This is a genomic window from Flavobacterium hydrocarbonoxydans, assembly GCF_009789235.1.
In the GTDB taxonomy this organism is placed as follows: Bacteria; Bacteroidota; Bacteroidia; order Flavobacteriales; family Flavobacteriaceae; genus Flavobacterium; species Flavobacterium hydrocarbonoxydans.
The window spans coordinates 236232-258145 of sequence record NZ_WSTB01000005.1 but is presented as its reverse complement, the minus strand read 5'-3'; the positions used below and the strand labels follow the sequence as shown (position 1 = coordinate 258145).

At 38.8% G+C, this 21914-nt stretch carries 21 protein-coding genes; all 21 read left to right on the top strand.

The genetic code is table 11. From position 1 onward, the window contains the following. Positions 1 to 6 precede the first annotated feature (6 nt). The 21 genes from GON26_RS11225 to GON26_RS11125 all read left to right on the top strand — a co-directional run bounded on the left by GON26_RS11225 (position 7) and on the right by GON26_RS11125 (position 21911). The gene (locus tag GON26_RS11225) at positions 7 to 471 is read left to right on the top strand and encodes a hypothetical protein (RefSeq protein WP_160374903.1); all 465 of its coding nucleotides are present in this window, start codon (positions 7 to 9) and stop codon (positions 469 to 471) included. Positions 472 to 499: 28 nt separating this feature from the next. Next, on the top strand, positions 500 to 823 hold the full coding sequence (locus GON26_RS11220; protein ID WP_160374902.1) for a DUF4133 domain-containing protein: 324 nt from the start codon (positions 500 to 502) through the stop codon (positions 821 to 823). A gap of 12 nt (positions 824 to 835) precedes the next feature. Further along, complete coding sequence (locus GON26_RS11215; protein ID WP_449404279.1) at positions 836 to 3316, top strand: TraG family conjugative transposon ATPase; 2481 nt, start codon at positions 836 to 838, stop codon at positions 3314 to 3316. A 27-nt stretch (positions 3317 to 3343) separates the two neighbouring features. After that, positions 3344 to 4030, top strand: coding sequence for a conjugal transfer protein TraI (locus GON26_RS11210; protein WP_160374900.1), 687 nt, complete (start codon positions 3344 to 3346; stop codon positions 4028 to 4030). A 15-nt stretch (positions 4031 to 4045) separates the two neighbouring features. Beyond that, on the top strand, positions 4046 to 4675 hold the full coding sequence (locus GON26_RS11205) for a hypothetical protein (RefSeq protein WP_160374899.1): 630 nt from the start codon (positions 4046 to 4048) through the stop codon (positions 4673 to 4675). Continuing rightward, positions 4672 to 5307 carry a TerB family tellurite resistance protein gene (locus tag GON26_RS11200; protein WP_160374898.1) on the top strand — a complete coding sequence of 212 codons (636 nt, stop codon included), beginning with the start codon at positions 4672 to 4674 and terminating at the stop codon, positions 5305 to 5307. Before GON26_RS11205 ends, GON26_RS11200 begins: the two co-directional genes overlap by 4 nt. An 11-nt stretch (positions 5308 to 5318) precedes the next feature. Then, positions 5319 to 6515 carry a conjugative transposon protein TraJ gene (gene traJ / locus GON26_RS11195; RefSeq protein ID WP_160374897.1) on the top strand — a complete coding sequence of 399 codons (1197 nt, stop codon included), beginning with the start codon at positions 5319 to 5321 and terminating at the stop codon, positions 6513 to 6515. 29 nt (positions 6516 to 6544) lie between these two features. Further along, positions 6545 to 7153: a conjugative transposon protein TraK gene (traK, locus tag GON26_RS11190; protein ID WP_230407925.1), complete on the top strand. Its 609-nt coding sequence runs from the start codon at positions 6545 to 6547 to the stop codon at positions 7151 to 7153. A gap of 13 nt (positions 7154 to 7166) precedes the next feature. After that, positions 7167 to 7661 carry a hypothetical protein gene (locus GON26_RS11185; RefSeq protein ID WP_160374895.1) on the top strand — a complete coding sequence of 165 codons (495 nt, stop codon included), beginning with the start codon at positions 7167 to 7169 and terminating at the stop codon, positions 7659 to 7661. A gap of 49 nt (positions 7662 to 7710) precedes the next feature. Beyond that, positions 7711 to 8949: a conjugative transposon protein TraM gene (gene traM / locus GON26_RS11180; protein WP_317164704.1), complete on the top strand. Its 1239-nt coding sequence runs from the start codon at positions 7711 to 7713 to the stop codon at positions 8947 to 8949. A gap of 18 nt (positions 8950 to 8967) precedes the next feature. Beyond that, positions 8968 to 9813 carry a conjugative transposon protein TraN gene (traN, locus tag GON26_RS11175; protein ID WP_160374893.1) on the top strand — a complete coding sequence of 282 codons (846 nt, stop codon included), beginning with the start codon at positions 8968 to 8970 and terminating at the stop codon, positions 9811 to 9813. 28 nt (positions 9814 to 9841) lie between these two features. Continuing rightward, positions 9842 to 10645 carry a hypothetical protein gene (locus GON26_RS11170; RefSeq protein ID WP_160374892.1) on the top strand — a complete coding sequence of 268 codons (804 nt, stop codon included), beginning with the start codon at positions 9842 to 9844 and terminating at the stop codon, positions 10643 to 10645. Positions 10646 to 10664: 19 nt separating this feature from the next. After that, positions 10665 to 11720 (top strand): hypothetical protein, encoded by a 1056-nt coding sequence (locus tag GON26_RS11165; RefSeq protein ID WP_160374891.1) that lies wholly within the window; start codon positions 10665 to 10667, stop codon positions 11718 to 11720. 1839 nt (positions 11721 to 13559) lie between these two features. After that, on the top strand, positions 13560 to 13928 hold the full coding sequence (locus GON26_RS11160; RefSeq protein ID WP_160374890.1) for a hypothetical protein: 369 nt from the start codon (positions 13560 to 13562) through the stop codon (positions 13926 to 13928). 149 nt (positions 13929 to 14077) lie between these two features. Next, on the top strand, positions 14078 to 14932 hold the full coding sequence (locus GON26_RS11155) for a DUF3347 domain-containing protein (RefSeq protein ID WP_160374889.1): 855 nt from the start codon (positions 14078 to 14080) through the stop codon (positions 14930 to 14932). 29 nt (positions 14933 to 14961) lie between these two features. Continuing rightward, positions 14962 to 15651: a DUF3347 domain-containing protein gene (locus GON26_RS11150; RefSeq protein WP_160374888.1), complete on the top strand. Its 690-nt coding sequence runs from the start codon at positions 14962 to 14964 to the stop codon at positions 15649 to 15651. A 1-nt stretch (position 15652) separates the two neighbouring features. After that, positions 15653 to 16123 carry a heme-binding domain-containing protein gene (locus tag GON26_RS11145; RefSeq protein WP_035650032.1) on the top strand — a complete coding sequence of 157 codons (471 nt, stop codon included), beginning with the start codon at positions 15653 to 15655 and terminating at the stop codon, positions 16121 to 16123. A 4-nt stretch (positions 16124 to 16127) separates the two neighbouring features. Then, positions 16128 to 17438 (top strand): efflux RND transporter permease subunit, encoded by a 1311-nt coding sequence (locus tag GON26_RS11140; protein WP_089055911.1) that lies wholly within the window; start codon positions 16128 to 16130, stop codon positions 17436 to 17438. Next, positions 17356 to 19359, top strand: coding sequence for an efflux RND transporter permease subunit (locus GON26_RS11135; protein WP_230407923.1), 2004 nt, complete (start codon positions 17356 to 17358; stop codon positions 19357 to 19359). Before GON26_RS11140 ends, GON26_RS11135 begins: the two co-directional genes overlap by 83 nt. Further along, the gene (locus GON26_RS11130; RefSeq protein WP_272092506.1) at positions 19325 to 20593 is read left to right on the top strand and encodes a TolC family protein; all 1269 of its coding nucleotides are present in this window, start codon (positions 19325 to 19327) and stop codon (positions 20591 to 20593) included. Before GON26_RS11135 ends, GON26_RS11130 begins: the two co-directional genes overlap by 35 nt. Further along, positions 20571 to 21911 carry an efflux RND transporter periplasmic adaptor subunit gene (locus GON26_RS11125; protein ID WP_160374887.1) on the top strand — a complete coding sequence of 447 codons (1341 nt, stop codon included), beginning with the start codon at positions 20571 to 20573 and terminating at the stop codon, positions 21909 to 21911. Before GON26_RS11130 ends, GON26_RS11125 begins: the two co-directional genes overlap by 23 nt. Positions 21912 to 21914 lie beyond the last annotated feature (3 nt).

Sequence of the window (21914 nt, the reverse complement as noted above, 5' to 3'; positions counted from 1 at the left end):
ATCATCATGGAAAACATACTCAAAGAAAAATTGTGGGAGTACATCATTCATAACAATCCTGAACTGATGTATAAGCTGCAGGATAAATATGGAGTCTCGGAATATCTCGAGGACAAAGTAAAAAGCGTTCTTGTCCTGGCAGACGAGATGCTTTCAGAGTGTACACCCAGGGAGATCATCGAAGAAATATGCCTTAATTTACTTACGACTGAGCTAAAGCCCTCCCGATTTACATACCTGAGCTCGCTGCTCTTTGAAGAATTCGAGGGCACCTACGTTGATTTTGCCCGTTCGGGTACGCTCACTTATGAAGTATTGAACATTATGGGCGCCTGTAGTGAATTATTTGAAACAAATAATTTTACAGCAGGAAGTAACACAGATCCTAACTTCAAAAATACGCTGATCCCAAAAATAACCGACTATCTAAATAAACTTCAGAAAAGCGGAAGCTTACAGAAATCAGGATAGATCTCAAACAATTTTAAAAGCAAAACTGATGTCAAACAGCGTATATCAAATCAACAAAGGGATCAATCAAAGTATAGAATTTAAAGGGTTAAAAGCGCAATACATCTGGTATTTAGGCGGCGGCATTATACTACTGATGATTCTTTTTGCAGCTATGTACATAGCGGGAATGCCCTCTTTTCTCTGTATAGCTGTCATCGGAATTTCCGGTACGCTATGGGTGTTTAAGATATATAAGATGAGTCACAAATACGGCGAGTATGGACTCATGAAAACTTTGGCAAAACGGCAGATTCCGGGTTCAGTGAAAGCACAAAGCAGAAGAATATTTCAAATGCAGAAAAGCATTTGAAATTTCAATAAAATGGTAAATAAGATGAAAATGGAAAAGATGATAGATGATATTTTACCGATAATGGATGTTCAGCACGACTGCATCCTTTCCAAACAAGGGGATGTTACAGTGGTGTTCAAAGCTGAGCTGCCTGAGATATTCACCCTATCGGATCAGGAATATGAGGCATTCCACCAAGCCTGGCTGAAAGCCATAAAACTACTGCCTAAGTTTACTGTATTCCATAAACAGGACTGGTTTATTGATAGCAAGTTTGAGCCTGATTTCGCCAGTGAAGATTCGAGTTTTCTTACCCGAAGCAGTGATCGTTTTTTTAATGAACGTCCTTTTCTGGATCATTCCTGTTACATATTCCTGACCAAAAAACCGGCAGGGAGAAAAACATCAAGCTCCTTATTTTCGAATTTACTAAGACCCTCCCTTATTCCCGAAGAAACTTTAAAAGCGCAACTGCGCCAGGATTTTATAGACAGTACAGGACAATTCAGACGCATATTGGAAGACAGTGGTTTTGTAAAAATTACCCGTCTTGGGAATGATGAGCTCAGAAGCCACAGTAGAAAGATCGGAATAATAGAGCAATATTGTTTTCTGTCTGAAAAACAAAACTCATTTGTTTTTAAAGATATCGCTTTTGATGACGGTTTGCAGGTTGGTGACAAACACTGTCAGATTTACACATTGGGAGATGCAGCTGATCTTCCTGCCTTATGCGGTTCGAGGATTAACTACGACCGGTATTCCACTGATAAGACCAAGTTCAGCATCGGATTTGCTTCCACTCTGGGACAATTACTTTCATGCAACCATATATACAACCAATACATTTTTATAGAAGATTTCCAGAAAACACTGCAAAAGCTCGAAAGCAAAAGACTACGCCTGCAATCCTTATCAGCCTACAGCAGGGAGAACCTGATTGCCAGAGATGCTACCAATGATTTTCTTAACGAGGCTATAGGCCAGCAGCGATTGCCAGTAAAAGCTCATTTTAATGTACTGATCTGGACCGATAATAAAGAAGAGCTCAAAGACCTGAAAAACAAAGTTTCTTCAGCACTGGCCCAGATGGATGCCTCGGCTAAACAGGAAACGGTAGGAGCCTCGCAAATTTTCTGGGCAGGAATTCCCGGGAATTCCGCAGATTTCCCAATGAACGACACCTTTGATACCTTCACAGAACAAGCTACGTGCTTCCTGAATCTGGAAACGGGCTATCGTTCTTCCCTTAGTCCGACTGGTATTCGATTAGGAGATCGTTTGACTGGAAAACCGGTCCATGTTGATATTAGTGACGAACCTGTTAAGATGGGGATTTGTACCAATCGGAACAAATTTATACTGGGGCCTTCAGGAAGCGGTAAATCCTTTTTTACCAACCATATGGTCAGAAGCTATTATGAGCAAGGAACCCATGTTGTACTTGTGGATGTCGGGCACAGCTACAAAGGATTGTGTGATATGGTAAAGGGCTACTACTTTACTTATGATGAAAAGAACCCTATTCGGTTTAATCCCTTTTATATCAGCGAAGGCGACTTGCTTGATACCGAGAAAAAAGAAAGTATTAAAACACTCTTATTGGCACTTTGGAAAAAAGACAATGAAACGTTCAATCGAAGTGAATATGTGGCACTGTCCAATGCACTTCAATTGTATTATGAAAAGTTAGACAGCAATTCTGATTTGTTTCCCTGCTTTGACAGCTTTTATGAATTTCTGAAAAATGAGTTTGTATCCATATTGGAAGGTGACAAGGTAAAGGAAAAGGATTTTGATGTAAACAATTTTCTGTATGTACTGCGCCCTTACTACAAGGGAGGTGAATTTGATTACCTGCTCAATGCTACCGAGAACCTGGACCTGTTAAAAGAACGCTTTATTGTTTTTGAACTTGATAATATCAAAGACCATCCGATACTTTTTCCTGTGGTGACCATCATAATCATGGAAGTCTTTATCAGTAAGATGCGCAAGCTTAAGGGAGTGCGTAAAATGATCCTGATAGAAGAAGCATGGAAAGCTATTGCCAAGGAAGGAATGGCCGAATATATTCGGTATTTATTCAAGACTGTGCGTAAATTCTTTGGAGAAGCCATAGTTGTCACTCAGGAAGTAGAAGATATTATATCCTCTCCGGTCGTCAAGCAGGCTATTATTAATAACAGTGACTGCAAGATATTACTGGACCAGAGTAAGTATCAAAATAAGTTCGAACAGATTCAGGAACTGCTTGGGCTTACAGAAAAAGAAAAGGCACTCGTATTATCTGTAAACAAAGCCAATGATCCTGATAAGAAATACAAAGAAGTGTTTATCTCCCTTGGAGGCATGCAGTCTAAAGTATACCGTACAGAGGTATCCCTTGAGGAATACTACGCCTACACAACCGAAGAAACCGAAAAAGTAAAAGTACAGGGTTATGCTAAGAAATTTGATGGTGATATCAGAAAAGGCATTGCAGCACTTGCTAATGACTTAAGAACATAAAAATTATTAAAACCAACAACAATAATTATGAAAGCAAAAAAGAAAATCATGGTTTGCCTGTTGTGCTTTTTACTGATCAGCACTCCGGCAAAACCGGCAACGGTTGCGGCAATACCAATTTTGGAAATCGTAAAAGCAGTTGCCAAAAAGGTAATTAAGGCTATTGACCTGAGGATCCAAAAACTGCAGAACAAAACGATCTGGCTGCAGAATGCGCAGAAAAAAATAGAAAATATCCTCTCCAAACTAAAGCTGGATGAGATTTCCGATTGGACCCAGAAACAAAAAGAACTTTACAGGAATTATTACCAGGAACTGGCAAAAGTCAAATCCATCATTACCTATTACCAGCGTATCAAGGACATCAGCAAAAAGCAGGTTCGTTTGGTAGATGAATACGAAAGAGCCTGGAGCTTGTTTCAAAAGGATGCTCATTTTAATTCCAGTGAACTCGATTATATGCAAAGTGTGTATTCCGGGATACTCGATGAAAGCCTGAAAAACATTGATCAGATTTTCCTTGTGTTGGATTCTTTCACCACACAGATGAGTGATGCCAAAAGACTGGAGATCATAAATGCTGCTGCAGATCAGATTGATGCCAATTATGATGACCTGACGCTCTTCAACAGGCAGAATATACTGCTGAGTCTTCAAAGGGCCAAAACAGAGCATGATGTCAAATCCGTTAAACAATTTTACGGAATTCCGTAAACAAGCAATAAAATCATGAAAAAAATATTCTTACTGGTGCTTTTTACTGCACTGACCACAGGGAATCTTCAGGCACAGGCAAAACAGCAAAGGATGCTTTTACAGCAAATAGCAGCCTTGCAGGTCTATATCGGATATGCTCAAAAAGGCTATTCCGCCGTCAAAAAAGGCTTGAATACCATAGGAGATTTCAAACGTGGAGAATTTAATCTTCATAGCGATTACCTGAATTCGCTCAAGGCCGTCAATCCGAAAATAAAAAAGTATGCAAGGGTAACAGAAATTATCGGGCTGCAATTAAAAATCATCAAAAGTTATAAGAGCTTACATCAGCAAATCCGGCACGATGATTTGTTTCATGGAGATGAAGTCGATTATATCAAAAGGGTCTTTGAAAGGTTAATCAAAAATTGTGATACCAATCTGGATGAACTTCTAACAATTATTACGGACGGAAAGTTAGAAATGAAAGATGATGAGCGAATGAAACGTATTGATATGATTTACCGGAATATGCTTGATAACTATGCTTTCTCTGAGAGCTTCAGTAATCAAGCTAAAATCCTGGCTGTATCGAGAGCAGCCGAATTGCAAGAAGCAAAAAACAGCCGTGACCTAAACGGCATAAATACTGATTTGCCATGAAAAAATTACTGATTACAGGAATGGTATTTATGGGACTCTTATTCCCATCGCAGATTACAGCCCAAAAACAGGAAATCCAACAATTGATTTTGAACATAGAGAAGCTGGCCCAGTTCAAACAGATTCTAAAGGATATGAAAAAGGGCTATGAAATACTTAATGGAGGTTATAATACGGTAAAGGATTTGTCTGAAGGTAATTTCAGCCTTCATGAAACATTTCTTGATGCGCTGATGCAAGTCAGTCCCACAGTTAAGAATTACAGGCGTATTGGCGACATTGTGAATTATCAGGTGCTGCTGGTAAAAGAATACAAGTCCGCTTTTAGTCGCTTTAGGGACAGTAAAAATTTCAATGCTGAAGAAATTGAATATTTCGAAAAGGTGTACGATAATCTTTTTAAGCAAAGCCTCAGAAATCTTGATGAACTGACCTCTGTGATTACCGCAAATAAAATGCGAATGTCAGATGATGAAAGGCTGGCCTCTATTGACAAAATATATGCCGATATGCAGGACAAACTTTTATTCCTGAGAAACTTCAACAATAATACTGCGGTACTGGCTCTGCAGCGTGCAAAAGAGCGCAATGATACCCGCGCAATGCGCAGTATTTATAAGCTAAATAATTAAATCTAACGGTTATGATAAAGATAAGTAAGCCATTACTACTTGCTCTTTTTGCAATGATAATGCCATTTACCATTCACGCACAAGGAATTGCTGAAGACATGAACGGCCTGCATAGTGTACTGGAAAAATTGTATGATGAAATGATGCCTTTATGCAGTAACCTGATTGGCGTGGGACAGGGACTTGCCGGTTTTGCAGCTATTTGGTATATCGCCTCAAGAGTCTGGCGACATATAGCCAGTGCTGAACCCATAGATTTTTACCCGCTCTTTCGTCCCTTTGTTATCGGATTTTGCATTATGATTTTTCCCTCTGTCCTCTATATGATAAATGGTGTCATGAAACCTACCGTTACAGCAACTTCTGCAATGGTAGAAGGATCCAACAAAGCGATTGAAAGACTGCTTAAAGATAAAGAAGAAGCACTCAAAGAAACAGATCCCTGGAAAATGTATGTGGGTTCTACTGGAAGCGGCGACCAGGATAAATGGTACCGCTATACCCATGATGATGCAGATCCAAGTGGGCAGGGAATGCTCGATGGTATTGGAAATGATATCAAATTTGCCATGAGCAAGGCCTCTTATAATTTCCGAAATTCAGTAAAGGAGTGGATGAGCGAGGTACTGCGCGTATTATTTGAAGCTGCTTCCCTGTGCATCGATACGCTGCGGACTTTTCAATTGGTGGTACTTTCTATTTTAGGTCCAATCGTTTTTGGCATTTCGGTCTTCGATGGTTTTCAACACACCCTTACCGTCTGGCTGGCACGTTACATCAATATCTATCTGTGGCTTCCTGTGGCTAACATATTTGGAAGCATCATTGGAAAAATTCAGGAGAATATGCTAAAGATTGATATTGCGCAAGCTGGAGAATATGGAGATACTTTCTTTAGCAGAACTGATGTTGCCTACTTGGTCTTTATGATTATTGGAATTATAGGCTATTTCACTGTTCCCTCTGTTGCCAATTATATTGTTCATGCCGGCGGTGGCGGTGCACTCGGACAAAAAGTGACTAGTATGTTTAGTAATTCTACAACTTCCATTGTCAATACTACATCTCAAGGGACAGCAATGGCAGCGGATGCTATGGGGAATGCTGCCGGACGTATGTACCAAAGCATGTATGATTCCGGTAATGCTGCGCCTTACTTCAAGGACAAGGATAATTATATGGCCGATAAATTAAAAGGCAAATCTTAACCCTAAATTCTAAGTTTATGTTTAGCAAAATGAAAAATATTGATACTGCCTTTCGGCATGTTCGCGGATTTACTATGCTGGTTATTACAGGGTGCATCCTTATAAGCTGCTTTTCACTTTATAAGAGCTTTTCGCTGGTGTCTAAAATGCAGAATAAGGTTTATATACTGGCTAACGGAAAGGCGCTGGAAGCCTATGCTTCGGACCGAAAAGATAATATTCCAGTGGAGGCCAGGGATCATGTAAAAACGTTCCATAAGCTGTTTTTCACACTTGACCCGGATGATAAAGTCATTAAAAGCAATGTAACAAAGGCGCTGTATCTGGCCGATGACAGTGCCAAACGTGTCTATGATGATTTAAAGGAAAACGGTTACTACTCCGGCATTATATCCGGGAACGTCAGCCAGACCATACAAATTGACAGTGTGACTATTGACCTTAACCGCTATCCGTATGGATTCCGATGTTACGCTACTCAAAATATCATTCGTACCACCAGCATTGCGCATCGAAACCTTATAACGGAAGGCAACCTTCGTAATGTATCGAGAAGTGACAACAATCCCCATGGCTTTTTAATCGAGCGATGGAATACTATTGAGAACAGGGACATAAGTACCGAAAACAGAAAATAATAAAGCTGCAATCATGAAATTCACTTTTAAACGAAATATCAAAGAGAGCGATGTTCCTGGAACTGCTCAAAATAACCTGTGGCAAAAGTTTGACCAGGCTAATCTGCGATTGCAGTATAAATGTGCCAATTGGCTTGAATGCAAAACAGCTCATTTTTCGCGTCTTAATTGGATTGTGATTCTGTTGTGTTTTATAGTATTTACAACTACTTGCAGTATATACCTGATCGTTAATAGTTTTTCAGGTAATACAAATAGAAATATAACAGTAACCCCGATTACCAAACCAACCAATCTGGTACCCACAAAAGAAAAGCCTCCCCAACTCAATACAAGTATTAGCGAAACTGCATTTGAAAAAATTAAAGGTTTTAGGAAATATATGGATAGTCTGGGCCGAAGTCCGGCAGGAAAAAAAACGTATGACAGTATTGTCTCTGACCGTCCCGGACTTCTGGACAGTTTAACAATACTAGAAAATTATTATTACTCACATCTTAAAAATTAATATCATGGAACAAAACACAAAATCATTAAAGGCCTTAAAGCATCGCAAGATGCTCCTGATACTGCCAATATTGGCGTTGCCATTTCTGACTGCCCTATTTTGGGCATTAGGCGGTGGAAAAATGGATGCTGCCAACCCGGCAGAACCTCAGCAAAAAGGTTTTAATCTAAAACTTCCCAATGCGAACCTGAAAGAAGGAATTCCGCTCGATAAAATGAATTACTACGATCTGGCTGCTCTTGATTCAGCAAAGCTTGATGAACTTCTCCGAAAAGATCCCAACTATTTAAGCCAGTCCTTTCAGATTGATTCCACTCAGGACAGCAGTGCTGTTACTCCAGGAAAAGAACAACATGGTTTAAATAAATCCGTTTACCGCGATCCAAACGAAAAAAAAGTGCATCAAAAATTGGAAGCATTGCAAAAAGCAATCAATACTCCAGTATCACTCCCAGAGCAAAACAGGGATTATGCAAGATATACGAAATCAAATGAAACGTCAATACATTCCAATGATGTGGACAGGCTCGAACAAATGATGCACTCAATGAATGAGAAGCAGGACAGTCAGGATCCGGAACTGCAGCAGCTCGGTGGAATGCTGGAGAGTATTTTGGATATCCAACATCCGGGCAGGGTACAGGAAAAATTAAAAGAAGCTTCCGAAGCCCAGCGTGGACAAGTCTTTACTATTTCAACCAAAGAGCATGAAGATCCTGTTTCTTCTTTACAAAACAAAACATTGAAAAGTTCTCAGTACAAACAGAATGGTTTTTACGCTTTAGATGAATCTGAAGATAATGATTTAGAGCAGAATGCCGTGGAAGCTATGATTCACGATACACAAACAATTGTAAATGGGTCAACAGTTAAGTTCCGACTCATGAACGCCATATTCATAAATGGCATTAAAATTTCAAAAGACAATTTTTTATTTGGAACAGCTTCCTTAAAAGGAGAAAGATTAACAATAAACATTAATAGTATTAGATACAACAACTCCCTATTTCCGGTGGACTTGTCAGTTTATGATATGGATGGACTTGTCGGTATATACATTCCGGGAGCCATTAATCGTGATGTCGCCAAAGCTTCGGCTGATCGCTCCATGCAAACTTTAGGAGTTGCAACATTGGATGATTCCTGGGGAGCTCAAGCAGCGGGAGCAGGAATTGAAGCAGCTAAAAGTCTGCTAAGCAAAAAAGTAAAACTGGTTAAAGTAGTGGTAAAAGCAGGTTATAAGGTACTGCTGCGTGATGAAAAACAGAAACAAAAAGATTCCAATTAAAAACTAAAAATGATACAGATGAAAAATTTAAAACTATTGTTGATGGTTCCTCTATTATTTATGACCATCAGTGTATTGGGACAACAAACAAGTAAAAACCGTTTATTCCAAACAGAATCAGACTCTTTAATGATAGCCTATTCAAAAACGACGAGTATTGTATTTCCTTTTGCCATAAAAAGTGTCGACAAAGGAAGTCCCGAAATACTGGTACAAAAAGCTAAAGGTCTTGAAAACATCCTTCAGGTTAAGGCAGCTCAAAAGGGATTTTTCCAGACCAATCTTACGGTAGTAACTGCAGATGGTAAACTCTACTCTTTCGTATTGGACTATAATGAAGAGTTTCCACAGCTGAATCTGACACTTAATAAAACCAAGCCTGATGTACAGGAAATTTATTTTTCAGATGAAATTACTAATGAGAAGGATATTCAGGAATATTCAAAGTTAGCGCTATATGACAAAAAAAAGCTGCGAGGTCAAAAGGAAAGTAAATACGATATTGACCTTAAGCTCAACGGGATTTTTATTCGTGAGCAGGTGATGTACTACAGGATAAAAGTAACCAACAATTCTAAAATCAGTTACGATATCGACCAGATTCGTTTTTTTATTCGTGATGCTAAAAAAGTAAAACGAACGGCTTCACAGGAAATTGAAATTACGCCCATTTATATCCTCAATGATATTGATAAAATTCAAGCTGAAGCAGAAAACATCTTTGTGTTTGCGCTGCCAAAATTTACAATTCCGGAAAAAAAATATTTAGTCATACAGTTAATGGAGAAAAATGGCGGCAGACATTTAGAAGAACATGTCAAGAATACAAAACTGGTACAGGTGACTGTACTTCCCAAACTATAAACTATTTAATAATTAAAAAATTGAAATCATGAACGAGAAAAATTTTGAATACCTGCGCGACCAGTTAAAGTACACTGGTTTTGGAGATGCATTAGAGTCTCAATTAAAAGAAAAAATGCAGAAAGAAGAGCCTACTTTCACTTTGACGCATAATGCGCAATATGGCAATGATACTGCTGCAGCTACATTGAATTTTAATAAGTCAAAAGAAAGTGACCTGTATTTCTTTAATTCTTACAAAGTGGAAATGCAAAAGGAAAATTCCAAGGAAGATTTGGCGCAAACATTTTATATCAATAAAAGCAGCAACATAACCATGAAAGAAGCTTACAATCTTATGGAAGGCAGATCAGTAAATAAAGATCTTAGCAACAAGGAGGGAGAAATTTACAATTCTTGGGTTCAAATCGATTTTAAGCAATCCGAAGCTAATGGAAACTTTAAACTAAACCATTACCATCAGAATTACGGCTATGATTTAGAAGCAGCACTCTTCAAACATCCAATTAAAGAACTCGAAACCCCAAAATACAAAGAAGACCTGATCAATTCTTTGAAAAAGGGAAACCTGCAATCCGCTACTTTCCATAAAGAAGGAAATGAGATTAAGCAATATATTGAAGCCAGTCCACAATTTAAGACTATTAACGTCTATGATATCAATCTGAAACGCATTGATACTCGTCAGTCCGCAAATGAAAAGCAGTCTGAAGGGGAAAAAAGTACGATCAAGATGGAAAATAAAAAACAAAACCAAGCTGAGGACGGCGACGGTCCGGACCTACCTAAAGAAGGAAAGAAGAAAAGAAAAAATCAATCCAATTCAGTGTAGCACACCAAAAAGTTGAGTTATGAACGAGCAGTTTCCCGTTAACAGAGTAGAGGCGGAATTAAACCAGTGGCGCCTTAGAGAGGATCGTTTCACTAAGGTATTTTCATTTAATCTTTCGAATAACAAGTCACTTCTTAAAGAAAAACTGAGAGATTATCAGCGAATTGCAGCCAAGTATAAAACAACACAGAATACTGAGGAACAATTCACGCTAAGAGTTCTAAAACAAGAAAACGCAAGGATGATAAAGCTACTTCATCCCAATCTGCTTGTTCGGCTTTTCCGAAAACTTGTTATTAGTCCCTTATTTATTCAGGCATTGGCACGACGGGAATCAAAAGAATTGGAACTAAACATCGATTTGCTGCATGCAAAGATGCAGCGAATCGGTTTTCCTGATTTATCTGCCCGAATAAATCAGCATATCAGAGAGGGGCAAGAAAAGTTTAGTATTCCACTGTCCTATTACATCAGCGAGAAAGAGAAAATAAATCATCAGCTTTCTTTTTCTAAGGACACCTCGGGCCGTTACCAATTGGAAGGGTATAAAAGCACTTTGCAAAATGAACTACATCCTGAAAATAACAGACAGCAATATTTTAAGCTGCAGGGTGATGAAATTGCAGACCTAACCCAGGCATACAATTTACTAGCCGGCCGCTCGGTGCAAATTAAGGCCTCCTGGCAACAGCTTGATTTCAATGATAAAGATCCCCAGGGCAACCATCGAATAAAAGAGTTCCCCATGGGATACGGCTATGATCTTGAAAAAGTAATAAGGGAGCTGCCATTAAAAAGAACCTTAGACAAGAGGGAAGAACAAAATTGGATAGATTCTTTAAAACAAGGAAGCCGAATCGCTGTAACTATGGCACGAGACGGAAATGAACATCGATTTTATATTGAAGCAAATCCCCAATATAAATCAGTAAACATTTTTGATGACCGGTCCAGAAAAATAACAATTGCAGCTGCATTGGGAAACAAAACGCTGGGAAGCGTAAAACAAATGAAAGCAGAAAACGAACAGAGCAGGCCAAGCCTGTCCTTACGGAATAGTTCTCCTGTCCATTAATGAAGCATAATATTATGGAATCCTTAAAATCTTTATCCAACTTCTTCAAGGCTATAGAAAATGATTATCGTATCAGTATAACACATATAGGGTTATATGCTGCACTATTGCAATTCAGATACGATAAAGGGTTTGCCAATCCTGTTCAGGCTTACAGATATGAAATCATGAAGATCGCAAAGATAACAGGGCCAGTCACCTACCATAAATGCATTAGGGAATTACATGAGTATGGCTACATTCAATATTTACCTAAAAAAAATAGAAAGCAGAGAAGCACAATTTATTTTCCGCTGTAAATTATAATTAAATGAAGATGATGTTCAATTAACAGACAAATTATAAGTTTTCTGTATTTTATCTGTTTTCAACATTGATCCATACCGTTCTATTACTTCAGAGGCTCTGGGACTATATTAACCTATATTGTGTTCCAAAGCTATTTTAAGCAGGTTATTTCAGTAATTGAGAATTATTCAGATCAAATAATCAAATATAAGTACAGTGAAATTATAGCGCTGCCACAAATCTAATATTAAAAAAATACGGTATACACTAAAAATACCCCCTTTTAATTTTACATCACATTTTATAAAAATCAATTTGCAATCGAAACGGACTAAAAGCACCTAAGATAAAAGCTCTATTAATGTGCAGGAAGTGCCCCAGATAATGATAAATAATAAATTGGCCCTAACTATTTATAGCTTTCGTAGCCCCGATAGCAGTGGAAATCCTTTTATGCCGGGGTTCGGCACAAAAGATTGGAACATATAGCGGGAAAAGCTCCTAAAAGATAGCATTATTTTCGCTATTACAAAAGAGGATTCCCAATAATCAAAAATAGGCATTATATGAATTACGATATGCGGAAACACAATTATGCTGTTAGCAACCCTCAATCTAAATCGCTTTTCAATAGCACGAAGTATTATAAAAGTATCCTATAGGCTTGAAAAACCCGGAGGGGTGGAGATTTTTCAGCAAGACCTGAAAGGCCCGGCCTTGCTTTGGCTTCAGGACACGGACTACCTTTGCTCCTGAAATAAAACAAAAGCATACTGGGTCTCGGGTAAAAAGAAAAGGGAAGCAATTGGGATAGTATGGATAAAGATAGCCCTGAAGAAAAGCAGTAAGCACCCGGGTGAATTAACTCTTAAGAAACCCATAGGCTTACCAGTAAATGCTACTTGCAACATAAGGCCTAACATTCGTCTGCCGTCTTTAATATTAATCAGGCTGCATCAACGAATACTAAAGGGCATGAAAAAATATCCCGATCTGAAACAGATACTTGAACCACTGCAATAAATACGCTAATTTTGCGCTTATATCCAGCAGCAAAAACCTAAAAAAAAGCAATCTTGCCTGCAGGCAGCTTTGGGGAGATTATTAGACATGAAAAAATTTACAATTACAAATACCGATCAGAACAAATGGCTTGTCTCCCACAATGAATTCCCTAAGTTCACCTGCCTTTTTGAGGACAAGAAATTCAATTACAAAAGGACCATAACGGGCCTTTTAGATCCGGCCGGCAACCCTAAAGAAATCCAGCTATTGCAAAAAATGGAAAAATGGCTCGAGGAATATCATAAGGAGAAAATAAACGGATAATATTTATATGGGGCATATAGGTCAATAAAAGATTCATTGAACGTATTGCCTTTACCCTAACCCAAATGGCAAAGCGCCTCTTATTGCCTTAGCAAGAGTATGAGCAGTACAACAGGTTAACCTATCCAGTATAATTTGCCGCTGCAGAACTGCGCTTTTTAACATTTTTTTTGTTAAAATATAAGATAATATAAGTATTTTTGTTTTCATTAAATTTTTTACATGAACAGATTTCACCTCATATTAATTGTTATGCTGGGCTTATTTTTAAAGCCGGCAGTGACTTTTGCATGTGAAAAAATTGAGGTAAATCATTCCTGTACCAAAAAAGGCCCTAATGCTGATAATGATAATTGCTGTTCCAAAACAAATCATTCAGGCAGCAAAGAACATGATGGCTGCGGTGGAAAATGCGGACATTCGATGTGCAGCTGTGCTTCGGTTTGTAATGGAGGTATCTGTTTTACAAGCGAGCTGGAATTCAAAAACAATGTCATAAGTGTTTTTTCTCAAAAACAAAAATTTTCCGATTCCCAAACCTCACCTTTATCGGGTTTCTATTCCATCTGGCTTATTCCTAAAATAAGCTAAAACACCATTTTTGACAGCCATAAGTGTGTCAAAAAAGGAAGCCCTTTGCGCTTCATTACTTTTTATTTTTTGCTTTTATAGAATGTAGTCTATGCACTTCGCCTATACGCTTAATTCTCAAAGGCTTTATCCACTTCAAATATTTTAAAATGAAAACAATCAAAAAAGCATTGATGGCAATTACTATATTGTTATCAGCCATAAGTTTTGGTGCACCTATAAAAAATGCAAAAACCGTAAACACAAAAATTTATGGCAATTGTCTAATGTGCAAAACTGCTATTGAAAAAGCAGGAAACATCAAAAACATCGCATCGGTAAACTGGGATGAAAACACCAAAATTGCGGCAATTACCTACGACCAGAAGAAAACAAATCAAGATGAGATCCTAAAACGAATTGCCTTAGCGGGATACGACAGCGAGCAATTCTTATCTCCTGGTGATGCTTATGCAAAACTTCCAAAATGCTGCCAATATGAAAGAACAAATAAGATGGCTGTCCCAATGAAAGAATCAAAAATGGATATGGAGAAAATGGATCATTCCCAGCATACAACCGCAGTTCTTCCAGATGCACAACAAGACAGTCCCTTTAAAGCCATTTTCGAGAACTACTTTGAGCTAAAAGATGCTTTGGTGAAAACAGATGCTACAACTGCCAAAATGAAATCCAAAGAGCTTCTTAATGCGATCAATGCTGTTGAAATGGACAAGCTAAAGCCCAAAGAACATACCACATGGATGAATGTAATGAAAAGCTTAGCTACGGATGCAAAAAATATTTCTGAGACCCAGGATATTAAAAAACAAAGAGAATCCTTCAAAAACTTATCGAAAAGCACTTACGATCTTATAAAAACTGCCAATCAGCCACAACCGGTTTATTATAACCATTGTCCAATGGTTGATGCGAATTGGCTCAGCAAAGAAAGCGGTATCAAGAATCCGTATTACGGCTCCCAGATGTTAAGCTGTGGATCAACTATAGAAACAATCAAATAATCAATCAAAAAAAAATAAAAACAATAAAAATGAAAAATGTAATTCTTTCCACTATAGCAATGGCATTAGTAATGGTTTCTTGTAACCAAAAAAACACCGAAGCGGCAACAACTACCTCTGAAGCAACAGAAACAGCATCACAATTGTATGCCTGTTCCATGCATCCTGAAGTTACAGGAAAAAAAGGAGACAAATGCTCCAAGTGCGCAATGGAATTAACCGAGCCAGTAAAGCAAACTACTACTGAAAAAAACGCAGAAGCAAAAACAACCCAGGCTGCTCAGGCAACATTTTCTATTAACGAAATCGTTAATAATTACCTGTCTCTAAAAAATGCATTAACCAAAGATGATACAAAAGGTGCCGCAAATGCCGCAAATACATTATACACAATTTTTAATAGTGTAAATCCCAATTCAATCGATGCGAAATTAAAGACAGAATATCTTGATATAGCTGATGATGCCAAAGAACACGCCCAACATATTGGAGCTAATGGTGGAAATATTGAGCACCAAAGAGAGCATTTCGCCATGCTCAGTAAAGACATGAATGATTTGATAAAATCTTTCAAGTCAGAACAAAAATTGTATCAGGACTTCTGCCCTATGTATGATGCAGGGAAAGGAGCTATCTGGATCAGTGAAACAAAAGAGATAAAAAATCCTTACTATGGTTCTAAAATGCTAACCTGCGGCTCAATGAAAAAACAATTGTAAAATGAAACGATTCATCAGAAAGATTCTTTTTATTGGGTTAATTATTTTTCTACTGATGCAATTGTATCAGCCTGCCCGAAATTCCGATTACGGGCAGGTTTTACCAATTCACATTTCGAGAGTCTATCCCATTCCCAAAAATGTACAAACGATTCTTCAGACTTCCTGTTATGATTGTCACAGCAGCAACACGCAATATCCATGGTACTCCTACATACAGCCGGCACGTACTTTCATGGAGGGGCATATTACTAAGGGTAAAGAAAATTTGAATTTTAGCCAATGGGGAAGTTATTCCAAACGAAAACAGGAAAATAAATTAGACCGAATTGCCAAGCAGATAAAAGCTAACGAAATGCCTTTGGCTTCCTATACGCTGATCCATAAAAATGCAGTGCTGAATACTGTTCAGAAAGAACAACTGCTCAATTGGATTGAAAAAGTAAGCGATAGTCTTGCACAAATAAATTAAATCTATGGTACACAAATTAATAGAATGGTCGCTGCGCAACCGTTATATCGTTTTACTATTATCAGCAGGAATATTTGTATGGGGTATCATCTCTATTCAAAAAAATCCTATTGATGCTATTCCCGATTTATCTGAAAATCAGGTAATCGTTTTTACAGAATGGATGGGACGTGCTCCACAGCTCGTTGAAGACCAGATCACCTATCCCTTGGTTACCAACCTTCAGGGATTGCCCAAAATTAAATATGTAAGAGCTGCTTCCATGTTTGGTATGAGTTTTATCTATGTCATTTTTGAAGATGATGTTGATGTATACTGGGCAAGATCAAGAGTACTGGAAAGGCTCAGTACTATTAGCAGCACCTTGCCCAAAGGAGTTGCCCCGCAATTAGGACCCGATGGAACTGGGGTTGGGCATATACTCTGGTATACTTTGGAGGCACCCGGTATTGACCTTGGCGAACAAAGAGCCCTACAGGACTGGTACGTCAAGTTTGCTTTGCAAAATGTTCCCGGAGTAAGTGAAATTGCTTCTTTTGGAGGATTTCAAAAAGAATACCAGGTTACCATTGATCCAAACAAACTGCTATATTATAAGCTGTCTGTCCCGGAGGTTATAAGTGCTGTACGTGCCAATAATAATGAAAGCGGCGGAAGAAAATTCGACATGAGTGATATTGGTTATATCATTAAGACATCCGGTTATCTGAAATCCATCAAAGAGATTGAGGATATTCCGCTGAAAAACCAAAATGGAATTCCTATAAAAGTCAGCGATATAGGAACTGTTCAGATGAGCGGGGAAACCCGATTGGGAATCTTTGATCATAATGGCACTGGCGAAGTCGTTGGCGGTATAGTAGTGATGCGTTATGGTGAAAACGCAGATGCTGTAATTGATAATGTGAAAGAAAAAATGAAGGAAGTTGCTAAAGGGCTCCCAAAAGGGGTAAAATTCAATATTGTATATGACCGGGGACATCTGATTAAAGAATCTATTGATTCGGTTAAGCGTACCTTAATTGAAGAAATGCTTGTAGTGTCCCTTATCGTTATTATTTTTCTTTTTCACTGGCGTAGTGCACTGAGTATTATCATCCAGATACCAATTACAATTGCAGCAAGTTTCATACTGCTCAATGCCTTTGACATATCCTCCAATATTATGTCACTTACAGGTATAGCACTTGCCATTGGAGTAATAGTTGACAATGGTATTATTATGAGTGAAAATGCCTACCAGCATCTCTCACAAAGGTATGCACAATGGGAATCTGAACAAAAAAATGAAACAAACTCTGATGAAAAGAATTAAAAATATATTTCGCAAAAAACCACAATGGATATCCGAAGAGGAAAGGCTCAAAATAATTGAGAAAAGTAGCAAGCAGGTTTCTCGTGGCGTATTCTTTGCCACTGTAATTATAATTACCTCTTTCTTGCCTGTGTTTATGCTTACCGGACAGGAAGGAAAACTATTCCATCCTTTAGCCTTTACAAAAACATTCATACTGATTGTGGATGCCCTGTTGGTACTTACATTAGCTCCGGTACTGATTTCTTTTTTTATGAAAGGAAAATTCCGTCCAACCGATGCACATCCGGTAAATCGCTTTTTGGAAAGAGGTTATGAGCCAATTATACGCTGGGTTCTGAAATGGAGAAAAACAACTCTTGCAGTCAATATTCTGGCATTATTGATTTCTATTCCATTATTGATGCGGCTGGGAACGGAGTTTATGCCGCCATTGGATGAACAGAGTATTTTATTTATGCCTGTTACCCTCCCTGATGTATCTAATGGAGAAATCAAACGCATTTTGCAGGTACAGGATAAAATAATCAAATCGGTTCCTGAAGTTGAAAGTGTTTTGGGTAAGGCAGGGCGAGCTAACACAGCTACGGATAATTCCCCAATGAGCATGATTGAGACCATTATCATGCTAAAACCAAAATCACAGTGGCGTGAAGGAATAGATAAAAAAGATATTATTAAGGAACTCGATACCAAACTCCAGATACCTGGTGTAGTAAACGGTTGGACACAGCCCATTATCAACCGAATCAATATGCTGGCAACAGGAATTCGTACTGATGTAGGAATTAAAGTCTACGGACAAAATCTCGACACCATTGCCCGTGTATCTGAAAGGGTGAAAATGGCTTTAGAAGGAACTCCGGGAGTATCTGATTTATTTGTGGATCCTATTACCGGAGGTAAATACCTTGATGTTGATGTTAATCGCCAGGAATTGGCCCGATATGGATTAACAGTAGATGATGTAAACCAAACCGTGGAATTTGCTTTAGGTGGTGCATCCATTGGCAATACTGTTGAAGGACGAAGACGTTTTTCAATAAGTGTGCGTATGGCACAGGATTATAGAAATAGCGTGGAACGCATTAAACGCATTCCCTTACAGTCTCCTGCCTTTGGAGAAGTGCCATTATCTGCCGTTGCTGATATTAAATTCGTAGACGGACCGCCAATGATCAGTTCTGAAAATGCACTCCTTCGCGGAGCAGTCATGTTCAATATACGTGATCGTGATATGGGAGGAACCGTACAGGAAGCCATGAAAAAATTGGAAAGCGCCAAAAACATACTTCCTGAGGGGTACTTTATAGAATGGAGCGGACAATATGAGAACCTGATCAGCGGAGAAAAGACCCTTAAAGTCATTGCGCCGCTAGTATTGCTTATTATTTTCTTCGCCCTATATTTTGCCTTTAATTCCCTTAGGGAAGCCTTTTTAAGTCTTATAACAGTTCCTTTTGCTTTAATTGGAGGTGCCTATATCATTTTTTTCTGGGATGTCAATCTATCAGTGGCGGTAGCAGTAGGTTTTATTGCCTTGTTTGGTATTGCCGTGGAAACCGGAATTGTGATGGTTATCTATCTCAATGATGCCATGGAGCAACTTATCCGGGCCAAAGGAAACTCAAGAGAAACCATTACTAAAGAGGATCTAAGGGAATATGTGGTACACGGCGCCGCAAAACGATTGCGCCCAAAACTAATGACCGTTTGCGTCTCATTATTCGGATTAGTACCTGTCCTGTGGTCCAATGGTGTTGGAATGGATGTAATGAAACCAATTGTATTGCCTATGATTGGCGGTGTATTTACCTCTGCCGTGCATATCTTATTAGTAACCCCGCTTATTTTCCTAATGTCCAAAGAATATGAACTAAGAAAATATGGCAAACTCGAAGTACATGATGTCAAACATTAAAATACTGGCAGTACTATTGCTTTTACTGCCCATACAGCTATGGAGCCAGACCAAACAGGTCTTGTCTCTTGATACAATCCTTCAAAGGATTGATAAAAAAAATGTGCTCCTGCAAAGCTATAGTTTAAAGGCAGAAGGATACAAGTACAGTGGCGATGCCGCAACGGCATGGATGGCACCAATGGTGGGTGTGGGAACTTTTATGACCCCCTATCCCTTTCAGGAGGTTATGGATGACCGCGACAAAGGATCTTTAATGTTCAGAATTGAACAGGACATCCCCAATGTAGGAAAGCTAAACAAGAAGAAAAAATTCATCCAGTCCCAAGGAAACATTGAGAACGCTACCCGTGCCGTTACCCTTAACGACTATAAATCGAAGGCCAAACAGCTCTACTACAGCTGGATGGTGGCCGAACAGCGAATGAAAGTTTTGGATCAGAACGAAAAGATAATGCTGACCATGAAAAAGATTGAGGAAGTGCGCTATCCCTACAACCAGTCGCAATTGGGTAATGTATACAAGATCGACGCAAGGATTGAAGAAAACAAAAATATGGTCCGCATGCAGGAAGGTGAAATTGCAAAAGCAAGAGCATGGCTCAACAGCTTGATGAACCAGCCCGGCAATGCTGATTTTGCCATAGACACGAGTATTAATCCTGTCTTCAACCCAGCTTTACACGACACCACAAGCCTTGCAGGGGTACGTGGAGATATCAAGAAGATGGATGCTGGAATTGAATCGATGCAGCTTAGTATTGAGGCCATGAAAGCAGAAAAAAATCCCTCTTTTAAAATCCAGTTTGATCATATGAATTCTTTTGATAAAATGATGCCCAAAGCCTATTCGGTAATGGCAATGATGTCTATTCCTATTGCTCCCTGGTCTTCAAAAATGTATAAATCAGATGTCAAAGCAATGCAATACAATGTACAGGCTATGGAGAAAGAGAAATCCGCCATGCTGCAGGAAACCCAAGGTATGTTATATGGTATGCAATACGAAATACTGACCATGCAAAAAAGGATTCAGGGACTCGAAACAAAAATAATCCCTTCTATGCAAAAGTCCCTGGATGTAAACTTTCTGAACTATCAGGAAAACAAACTGCAGATTCCTGTAGTAATTGACTCCTGGGAAGCTTTAAATATGCTGCAGAATAACTTATTAGATGAAAAATTAAAACTATATCAAATGATTGTCGATTATGAAAAAGAACTCTATCGCTAAGTTAGTCGCATTGTTATTCGTTTCGATATTATTATTGACAGCCTGTAACAAGAAAACCGAGTATAACAGTAAGCCATCACATCAGCATGTTACAAATCAGGAATATACCTGTCCGATGCATCCTGAAGTTATTCAGGATAAGCCCGGCAGCTGCCCAATATGCGGTATGGAATTGGTTCCAAGACATACCCCTGGTACGGAAACAGCTATAGACAGCAGCCTGAAACACCTTTTAAAACCCGTCAATGAACAGGTCGTTTCTAATATATCTGTCATAAAACCTCAGGGAGGTACTAAAATATTCTCTCTGCAGGTACAAGGAATTATTACCTACGATACCCGTGAGCAGACCAGCATTTCCAGCAGGGTAAGCGGAAGGATTGAGCGCCTGCTGATTAAGTACAATTACCAGCCCATAAAAAAAGGACAGCTAATCATGGAAATCTATTCACCTGACCTTGCTGCCGCGCAAAGAGAGTTGTTGTTTATTTATCAATCTGATGCAAACAATCCGATGCTTCAAAAAGCAAAAGAGAGACTGTCTCTGCTAGGCATGCAGCAGAAACAAATACAACAGGTATTAAAGACAGGTAAAATTTCCTATCGCATTCCTGTTTACAGTAATGCCACCGGCTACATCTTAGACAATACTGCGACAGCAAATGCTTCTGCAATAGTTCCTGCGGCTTCACCTCAAAGCTCGGTGTCAGATGATGGCATGGGTGCTATGGGCTCAAGTGGCAATGCAGCATCAAATAATAGTGCATCTACCCCTGCTGCCTCTGCTATTATGCTAAGAGAAGGGCAATATATTGGTGCTGGACAATCACTCTTCACAATCTATACCAACAAAAACCTTATCGCTGAGTTTGCTTTTGATCCATCGGTATCACCCCAGATTAAAAAAGGACAAAAACTGGTGTTTTATGAACCCTCAGATAAGCAAAACGTATATACTGGTATTATCGGACTCATTCAGCCCGTCTTTAAAGAGGGAAGCAACTTTACTATAGCAAGGATTTATTTGCAGGATAATAAATTTCAAACTGGAAAATTAGTAACTGCAGCCGTTCCTATTGTCAGTAAAGGCTGGTGGCTCCCGCAAAGTGCCGTTCTCAATCTAGGAAATAAATCCATCGTTTTCAAAAAAGAAAAAGACGTGTTTGTTCCCAGAGAAGTTAAAACGAAAAACAATGCTGATGGAATGGTCCTAATAGATCAAGATATCAGTGATTGGGGTATTGCCAGCAATGCGGCCTATATGATAGACAGTGAGAGTTTTATCAAGATAGCTTCAGAAAATAAATTAAAAAATTAAGTC